At 34.0% G+C, this 7625-nt stretch carries 5 protein-coding genes; 1 reads left to right on the top strand and 4 read right to left on the bottom strand.

Translation table 11 applies throughout. The features are described 5' to 3' along the window. Window positions 1–120: 120 nt before the first annotated feature. Entirely contained in the window at window positions 121–714 is a 594-nt protein-coding gene (locus tag F1Z66_RS07755) for an Hsp20/alpha crystallin family protein (protein WP_149863032.1), read from the top strand. Window positions 715–967: 253 nt separating this feature from the next. Here F1Z66_RS07755 and F1Z66_RS07760 read toward each other — a convergent pair whose 3' ends face one another. The 4 genes from F1Z66_RS07760 to F1Z66_RS07775 form a co-directional block, all read right to left on the bottom strand. Then, the gene (locus tag F1Z66_RS07760; protein ID WP_149863033.1) at window positions 968–2554 is read right to left on the bottom strand and encodes an SLC13 family permease; all 1587 of its coding nucleotides are present in this window, start codon (window positions 2552–2554) and stop codon (window positions 968–970) included. Between the two features lie 830 nt (window positions 2555–3384). Continuing rightward, window positions 3385–4830, bottom strand: a complete 1446-nt coding sequence (locus F1Z66_RS07765; RefSeq protein ID WP_159357353.1) for a multicopper oxidase domain-containing protein — start codon at window positions 4828–4830, stop codon at window positions 3385–3387. A gap of 715 nt (window positions 4831–5545) precedes the next feature. After that, window positions 5546–6244, bottom strand: a complete 699-nt coding sequence (locus F1Z66_RS07770) for a VIT1/CCC1 transporter family protein (protein ID WP_149863035.1) — start codon at window positions 6242–6244, stop codon at window positions 5546–5548. 226 nt (window positions 6245–6470) lie between these two features. Beyond that, window positions 6471–7310: an NAD(+)/NADH kinase gene (locus F1Z66_RS07775; RefSeq protein WP_159357354.1), complete on the bottom strand. Its 840-nt coding sequence runs from the start codon at window positions 7308–7310 to the stop codon at window positions 6471–6473. Window positions 7311–7625: the final 315 nt, after the last annotated feature.

The raw sequence follows: 7625 nt of genomic DNA on the forward strand, positions 1-7625 counted from the left end.
ATTTTGTATCTGTTTTGTCTGTTAATAGTTTTACCTTAATATAGTACAAATTAACCTTGTTCTCTTTAATATGAGGATGCAAGGTGAAATCTATATTAATGACAGTTTATCATAATACACATGTCGTCTTCGACATCTTCTGAAAAAGATGAGAATAATTCTGCAGCAAAGAATGACAATAAAGTAGAAAAGCAAAACACTGAATTAAAAAGGGGTTCAGAAATTTCGTATCCTAATTATTATGATGAATTCTTTGAGACCTTTAAACAAAATATTCAGAATATGGCCAATTTTATGGAAAGATCTTGGTCCTCAACAATGCCGTTTGGATTGAGAACATCCTCTCCCTACGAACTATTCAAAGGGATTGCTGAGACAAGGATGCCCCTTTGTGATGTAATAGATAGGGGAGACAAATACGAGATAAATTTGGAAATCCCTGGAATATCCAAAGAAAATATAGATCTAAAAGCTACTAAAAATTCACTCAGGGTATCAGCTGTACAGACTGAGAAGACAAAAGAAAGGGATAGGAAGTATATATATAGTGAAAGATCATACAAATCATTTCATAGGCAGATTCCTTTTGCAGAAGAAATTGTTCCTTCCAATATAAGTGCTAATGTTATGAATGGAATGTTGGAGATAACAGTTCCTAAAAAAACACCCACCAAATTAGAGGGGAATGAAGAATTCCGAGTTGATGTAAGCTAGATCATAACGATCTGATATATCCATACGATTAAGGATCATAATCAATTAATGCTCTAAGGAAGTGGTTTTCTAGACAAAGTGTTATTTGGTTATGAATGTGACCTGTAAACCTTCTTTTCACTATTTATTCATGCATAACTGTACTAATCCCAATAGACCGCGAACATACATACTGCTACCATAACAAAGTTTGGTAACAAGGAGTGTGCAAGACAAATACCACAAGAGATTTGGATTCTATCCTGTCTTGTAATCAAATCCCAAAAACTAAGGGAACCAAAATACTTGTTAAAGCCGTAACCAATATGATGAAAATAAAGTCCAATGGTAATCCTGCTCTGGCCATTGATTTTGAAGTAACTAATCCAGAAGAATATACAATAGCATTAGGTGGAGTACCTACTGGCATGATGAATCCATAACTAGCAGCAATTGCTATAGGTGCCATTAACAGTATTGGATTTAATCCCATGGACATTGCAAGTGACGATGAAATTGGAAGTAATAGTGCTGCAGTGGCGGTATTGCTTATCATTTCAGTTGGCAAAATCGCCAACATCACAAATACAAGCAGTATTATAAAGTAATTCGCATTCCCAAGGAAATTGAGTTGACTTGCAATCCAGTCGCCTAAACCGGTGGATGCAAAACCATTTGCAAGAGCCAAACCCCCACCTATCAGGATAAGAACGCCCCAAGGAATTGTTACCGCTGTGTCCCAATCAAGTAGTTTCTTTGATGATGGCTGAATTTCGGTATCAAACCCTGTTTTATTGTTTTTATGATCGCTATTATTTGTCTCCTTTTTTTCATTTATTTGGCTGTTGTAACCTACAAACTCCTTGTAATCACTAGCATTTTTCCCGGAATTCTGTTTTTTTCCAAGAACTGAAGGTATAAGGAATAATGATACCGATGATGCAATCACTATCATAGAATCGTCTATCATAGGTGCTATATCCTTCCAAAATACCCCTCGGGTAATCCAAGCAACGATAGTAAGGATGAATATAAACGCGACTATCTTTTCATCTCGCGTTATAGGCCCTAAATCTTTTAAATATTTTGCAATGGTATCCTTTTCTCCAAATATGTCGTATTTGATGTTTGTAATTTTTGAGCCAATCCTTATCAAGTACAGCCATATTATTATGAGAGAAAGTGCACTAATTGGTAATCCTAAAAGCATCCATTGCACAAAAGAAACCTGTACTCCTGCTATGGAATCGGCTAAAGATGCAAATATTGCATTAGGTGGAGTTCCGATAAGTGTAGATACGCCACTAATACTTGCAGAATAAGCTACAGCAAGTAACAAACACACGACAAACTTATGATGCTTTTCTTTATCTTTAATCAGAGAAATCACCGCCAAGGCTATTGGGAGCATCAGGATGGCTGTGGCAGTATTGCTCATCCATGCTCCTAAAGACCATGTGACGATCATAAAGGACAACACAACAAACTTCGGATCCGTTCCAAAGAATCGCAGCATCCTGTAGGCAAAACGTCTGTGCAAATTAGACTTTTCAACTGCTTTTGCGAGTAGAAACCCTCCCAAGAACAAGAATATGATATTGTCGGTATAATTGCTTGAGGTTTCTGTAAATGAGGTTACTTTTAAAGCTGGAAATATTACAAGTGGTAATAAAGCAGTAACATATATTGGAGCACATTCGGTAATCCACCAAACTGCCATCCATAGGGTCGTAGCCAATACTATTTTAGAAGAAAATGATAAATCACCATTTATTTGAGGTATTGGTATAAAAATAATTATTAGAAACAATACCGGTCCCAAGAATACACCGAGGTTTTTGGTCTGTATTCCGGACTGCATACTTGACTGTAATTAGATCGGCATACTATAACAAAGTTTACTTGACGGATTTAATGCGTTCAAAACCTATTCAATCTGAAAGTTATAAGGTAATAAATTATTTTTAAATTGAGTACCTCGAACTAGCTATTACTTGTAGTTAAACTGTAAATATTAGCCTGGACCACTAGGATCAATTTCTATGTGATATAAAGGTCAATACAAATCTCTCAAGTCTGTATTTTTGTGCAATCCAATTAGATCTTTTACTATACTTTGAACTCCTCTTAAAAGACTAGTTCTAACTTTGTCCATGCCAAGTAACAATACATCAAGTTATCAGCAATTCAAATGTACTTATATTGTATTGCTAAGAGCCCTTTGTGGATAATCCCTTCAATGGTTTTTTGCCGTATGGATATTTGACTTGTTGCAACATTTGAGGTAGTTTACCTTGGACCTTATCAAGGATGGAAAACATTTCAGTTTCTACCGAGGGCGGAGGAGGAGGGGGAGGTAATAATCCTTATCCAACTAGTTGTCGTTTTCAAATTTAAATCGATACCATATTCAGTGTTCTTTAGAAAAACTGACATACAGAAGATAAAGAAGAAAAGCAAGTAAAGATGTAGTATAAAGGTAGAATTGAAAGATTCTCTTAGTATTTTAACACATGTTAAAGAAATTCTAATTTAACTATACAAGACATGCTGAATTTAGTTGTAAGCTACCATAACATGAAATTACAATTTGTCAATTAGAGCCATTTGATTAAGCGAAAGAGGCATTTGGATGTTTATTTTATTTGTTTGAAATTCCTATAATATTTTGTAATGAATTGTTACAGTACACTATTTTACGATAACGGATCCAAACATCCAAGGATGATAAACACAATAATAGCTATACTCTCCTTCATTCATGAATATGGTAGTAAAGGATCCCTTGGGTGCGATTGTTCCAGAATCAAACTCTCCGTTACCTCCAGAAGAAGGATCACCTGAGGTCACGGTGTGAATGAAACTGTCGCTATTTGTCCACTTTACTTCTTGACCTTTTGATATATTAATTGTAGAGGGCGCGTAGAATATATTATTATTAGGCAGAGCAGAATTCTGTGCTATTGAAATGTATGCGGTGTTATTATCTAAACTACGTTTTAGTAAACTATCCAAATCGAATGAATTTTTGTGTATAGAATCTGAAACAGTGTAATTATTTGATTTAGGGGTAACGTTGGTGCTCTGCAACTTTGATATAAGTTCATATTGTTTTCCTATTTGAGAATTATTAAATCCAGTGTTTGAGGAAAAATTACCTGAATTTGGAGATATTTTTATCATGCCTCTACTTCCATGTTCTTGTTGATAACCATGGCTGTGAAACAAATAATTGCCTGGATAACTCCATTTTGCTTCTATTATGGATGCATCGCCAGGACCTATTAAAACAGACTGAGCAATTGTATAGTTGTTTGACCAAAGTCCTGAAGGATAATCTTTTATCAGGGTTCCATGAAAGTGAAGAGAAATCGGTGAATTTACCCCAGCATTTACAATATATATCCTGACTAATTCATTTTGAAGTGCTTCTATGGGATGGTGTAGATATTGATCTGCATATCCATTTATCAAATAATAATCGGCAATTATGGAACTTTGTTTTTCCAAATTAAACTCGCTTAGTACCATAAGAAACTCTTTTGCTGGAGTAAGGTTAGTGATTTTTCTTTGTGGCTCTATTAATAATGCTCCATACATACCCATCTTTATATGCTGAGACGTGGGCATTACGTCGCAGTAATACAATAGAACACCAGAAGGCTGTCCTGTAATATTATAGAGGTATGTTTGGCCAGGTAAAACCATTGGACCTATCCCATCGTTTAATTCGTCATGATAACCATGGAAATGAATTGTATGAGGATTTGGAGATTGATTTATGAACTTGACGGTGATATTCTCCTTTTCAGTAACTTTAATAGTTGGGCCGGGCATAGTGCCATTAAATGTCCATACTAGTACCTGTTTATCTGGTGCAATTCCCAGATCAATATTTTTTCCTATTAGTGTAAATGTTTTATTGGGGTAAAACTCTGTGTGATTGGGCTTCTTAACGACTTCTTGGCTATTATTACTATTATTACTATTATTTTTATGATCCATTTCAAAAATCTTTGAAAGATTATCTGCTAAAGGGGTAGATTTGGTATTTAGATTACTAGGTTTACCAAAGACAACATGATTTTCCAAATCCATGTTTTGGTTATAATATGAATCAACAGAGAATGATAACAAAAATAATGAAATAAATAAAAAAATCATCGGTAAAATTAATAATAAAAGGTGATTAGTGTATCTAACCGTATTCATGCGATGTATGTTATAACTGTCTTCATTTTATAAACCAATTATATTCTTAATCAAATTTACAACTCTATTACCTTATTTTGGCAAATATTTATTCTGTTTCTTTAAGTACATACAGTAATTGTTTAGATAGATAAAAAGAAAGGTGCATTACAGGTATATACAAGGAAATTATAAATCTGATGAGTACGGACATTCGTAAGAATAAGCAAAAAATACGAACCCATTGCAGATATAGAATTGAATCGGATATCCTACAATATGATATTTTAAAAAAGATCACAGAATAGACCAGTGGTAGTATGATTGACATGAAAATTGTGGGGAATAATGAGTGACACGGGCCAGCATGGAAAGACTTTGGGTGGTGTCTCTAGAAAGGTATTTGAATTGGTTCACTAATGTTTCGTAATTATAAGATAAATATCAAATGTTATGAATTACCTTACAAGATACATTTCGTATATTACCGGAAACAGTCTACCAGTGGGCTGTAGACTTTCCAATTAGAAGTATTAAGTATGAAAATTTGAATACAAATTCATTGTTGTGTACACAATATATGCGCCATATGCCTCAAAAGGATCGGTAAAGGAAAAAGTATAGGTTTTTATGCGGTAGACAAATAGTTTATTTTTGCAACTTATTCTCCTACGAAATTACTTAACACGTCTCCCACAATGAATGATACCACCGCAGCAATTCCTCCTATAAGTAAAGTTTTTAGTCCTGATTTTATCGGAGATTTGTCCACTACTTTTCCCTTGATCATGCCAATTGCAAAAAAAGACAGTCCGGTAAAGATAGATGAGTAAATAAATACAATATCTATATTTTGTGATTCGGCAAAATCAAAGATAAATACAAACATAAAAGGAACAAGCGGTATTAGCCCGATCAAGTTAAACGCTGTGAATGTAGTTATTGCTTTGGATAAGGGTTTTTCATTCTTAATATCGGCCGATCCTATTTTTTCCTTCATCAAAATGTCTATCCAGACCTCTTTACTTGATGTAATTGTATTAACAATGTTTTCAAGTAATTTGTCACGAAATCCTTTTTTAAAATAAATGTCTTTAAGTTCTTCTAACTTCTGCTGAGGCGAATCGTTTATCTCTTTTTCTTCTCTTCTCTTTTCCCTTTCGATATATTCGATCTTTGATTTAGAAGACAAATAATTACCAATCGCCATAGCAAATCCGTCAGCAAATAGATTTGCAAACCCTAAAATCAAAACAATGGATGGTGAAAGTGAAGCACCGACCACGCCTGCTACGACTGCAAAGGTTGTAACAGAGCCATCTATCGCACCGTATACAAAATCCTCAATGGTCCAAATCAATTCTTACTCAAATAATCCTAGTATGTTGGTTATTATTCAATATTCTTTGACATTAATTTAGTAAACAGAACCGTAGTTTATGTAGTTTGAAAATACTCTACTTTTCAATTTGTTAAATCACATTATTATTTTCCACCATCTAATTTACTTCGTGAGTGAAAGAATTAGTCGATATATTTTGATTTAATTAGCTAATCTTTTCTAGTTATAAGAATACTATCATCGATTATGTCAAATGAATGATTTTTGCAATTTTTGGAGATGAAGTAACGATGATAGGCTTATTCCATGAAATCTTTATTCCTTTCGAATGAATAGTAGTACCATATAATCGACTATTTGTTTCTCTAATAATTTTTATTTCAATAATACTGTCAAAGGGCACAGTGTAACGGATGGGGATTGTTTCCTCATATTCTTTGTTATCTTTTAACCGTCTCGCTCCAAAAGTTGGCAATATATGACATATGCCTAATCTACTATCGTTAAATAATGTAATAGGCCTTTTTTTAGGTCTGTTGATCCTATCTAAATAAGAATAGTAGCCACCCGATCCGAACGAGGTGCTTATAATTACTCCATTACCAATAACAAAGTCGGTAAAATTATATCCGCTAGAACTATTGGCTCTGTGGCCTGTTTTATTACTATTATTAGTTACAGTAACCGAATACCTAATACATCCTGCGAATATGCCTCTCTCTAAATACACATCGGTTAATACGCTAGTTGAGGAATAATCCTCGTATATTACTTCTAGCATCCTTCTTTCAGTGATTACATAATTCCCCTTCTTGAGCCCCTGCAAAGCCTCAGGAAGGTTATGGATAGAAACTTTGGCTAGCCGGCTTTTGCTTCCCAATATTTCACTTGTAGGAACTCCTACAAATAACATGGGGACAGACAATCTTCTTCCATAATAAGAAAAGGTTCCGTCCCCACCTATAACCAAAGCAATATCTGGATTTGATTTAGAAATCTGTAAACCTAGCGAGACAACAAGATTTTCAATACTTTCTTGCTTAATTTTTGGTCTTTGCGGGTGAGCATATACAGCAAATTTCAAACGTCTTTGATTATGATTGGGTATACTTTATACTTTGAATAAAGCAAAAAATCGTAAACTAATTCTATCACAATTTTTTTTGCTTCCTGAATTACATAAAAATCCTATTTAGCCCTCAATTTATCTATAGAGCTGTAATATACATTACAGAATGTAAGAAAACTATAAATAAGGTAAAATACCTAACAATATTACACATGAATAATAAAGATATAATACCAAATGACTGGTTTAACAGATTCTTTGACTTGCCTTTTGGAAGAAGGGGGAGAAGTCTACTTAATCGATGGAATACAAGTGATATTTTTGATAATG

The organism is Candidatus Nitrosocosmicus agrestis, assembly GCF_008389435.1.
Classification (GTDB): Archaea; Thermoproteota; Nitrososphaeria; order Nitrososphaerales; family Nitrososphaeraceae; genus Nitrosocosmicus; species Nitrosocosmicus agrestis.